Here is a 1,317-nt window from a genome sequence, read left to right on the forward strand (position 1 = left end):
CCGTGCCCTGCCCGGACGACGCGACGGTCGCCGGGCAGGGCACGGAGTGTGGCGTGGTCCGGGGAGTGTGGCGTGGTCCGGGGAATGTGGCGTGGTCCGGGGAGTGCGGCGTGGACCGGGGAGTGCGGCGTGGACGGGAAGCGCGGGGTGTGGGACGTGCCGGTCGGCCGTCCGCCACCCCGGTCACCAGAGTTCGTCGATGTACTTGTCGGTCCCGATGACGGTGGGGACGAAAGGCGCGGCGAGGGCGAGGCTGCCCAGGCCGGAGTCGGCGAAAGCGGCGGCGAGGGCGGTGTAGCGATCCCAGCACTCCAGCGGGTCGCGTTCCACGAAGTGCAAGTGCAGGCTGCGGCGTTCGGCGGCCTCATCGACGTCCGGCACGAAGTCCGGCTTGGTGTCGCGCAGCGGCACGAGGTCCCAGGAGGAGACCGAGGCGACGGGCGAGCCGTCGAGCCAGCCCGGCAGGAACTCCGCGAACCAGGCGTCCGTGCGCTCCGCCTCGACGCCGGGGTCGCGCTCGACCCACATGGCGACGAGCCCGGCGTAGCGGTGGTCGAGGGCGAGTTCGAGGGGCACCGGGTCGGGGTCGCGGTAGGCGCGCCAGACGTGCCGGTAGGCGCCGGTGTTGTAGTGGGTGCGGGGCTGGAAGCCGCGGTCGGCGGCGTACAGGGCGTGCACCTGCGGCGTGGCCCATTCGAGCCAGTTGTCGTACTCGCCGTCGAGGATGTAGTAGATGCAGCCGTACGAGGCCTCGTTGCGCTCGAAGCCGAGCCTCGGCTTGTCGGGCAGCCGCGCGTCCTTGTGGCGGCGGGTGGCGACCCAGCGGCTGCCGGCCACCGTGGAGGCACCGATCATGCATCCCGCGTAGTAGTGGTCGCGCTCGTACCAGCGGTTGTACGCGAACTCGTGGCCCCGGTGGGGGTCGGTGAGGACCCACAGCAGCGTGCCGACGGCGATGGGCTCGTCGGCCTGGCGGTACAGGCGGCCGGGTTCGAGGGCGAGCGGGGCGGCGTAGCGGTCTTCGGCGGGCACGGGGCCTCCGGGCGGTCGACGGCAGGTGCCCGGAACGTAATCCGACGCCGCGTCAGATTCAAGGCGATCCTTCGAATAATCGAAGAAAGCGTCCGATATTTGGAACGATGAGCAGATGCCGAGTATGCCCGTCGACAGACCGCGCCCACGTGCACGCGACGCACGCACGACACGCACAGGCGACACGTACAGGCGACGCACACACTCGACACGCACACGCGACACGCGACACGCACAGGCGACGCACACACACGACCGCCCCGGGGGGACCACCACCGGTGCCCG

At 71.2% G+C, this 1,317-nt stretch carries 1 protein-coding gene; it reads right to left on the bottom strand.

Going from position 1 to position 1,317, the window contains the following annotated elements; genetic code table 11:
• Positions 1-183 precede the first annotated feature (183 nt).
• Complete coding sequence (locus ACRX5S_RS23915; RefSeq protein ID WP_436775115.1) at positions 184-1,032, bottom strand: hypothetical protein; 849 nt, start codon at positions 1,030-1,032, stop codon at positions 184-186.
• Between the last annotated feature and the right edge of the window lie 285 nt (positions 1,033-1,317).

It is taken from the genome of Yinghuangia sp. YIM S09857 (genome assembly GCF_051388915.1).
Lineage (GTDB): Bacteria > Actinomycetota > Actinomycetes > Streptomycetales > Streptomycetaceae > Yinghuangia.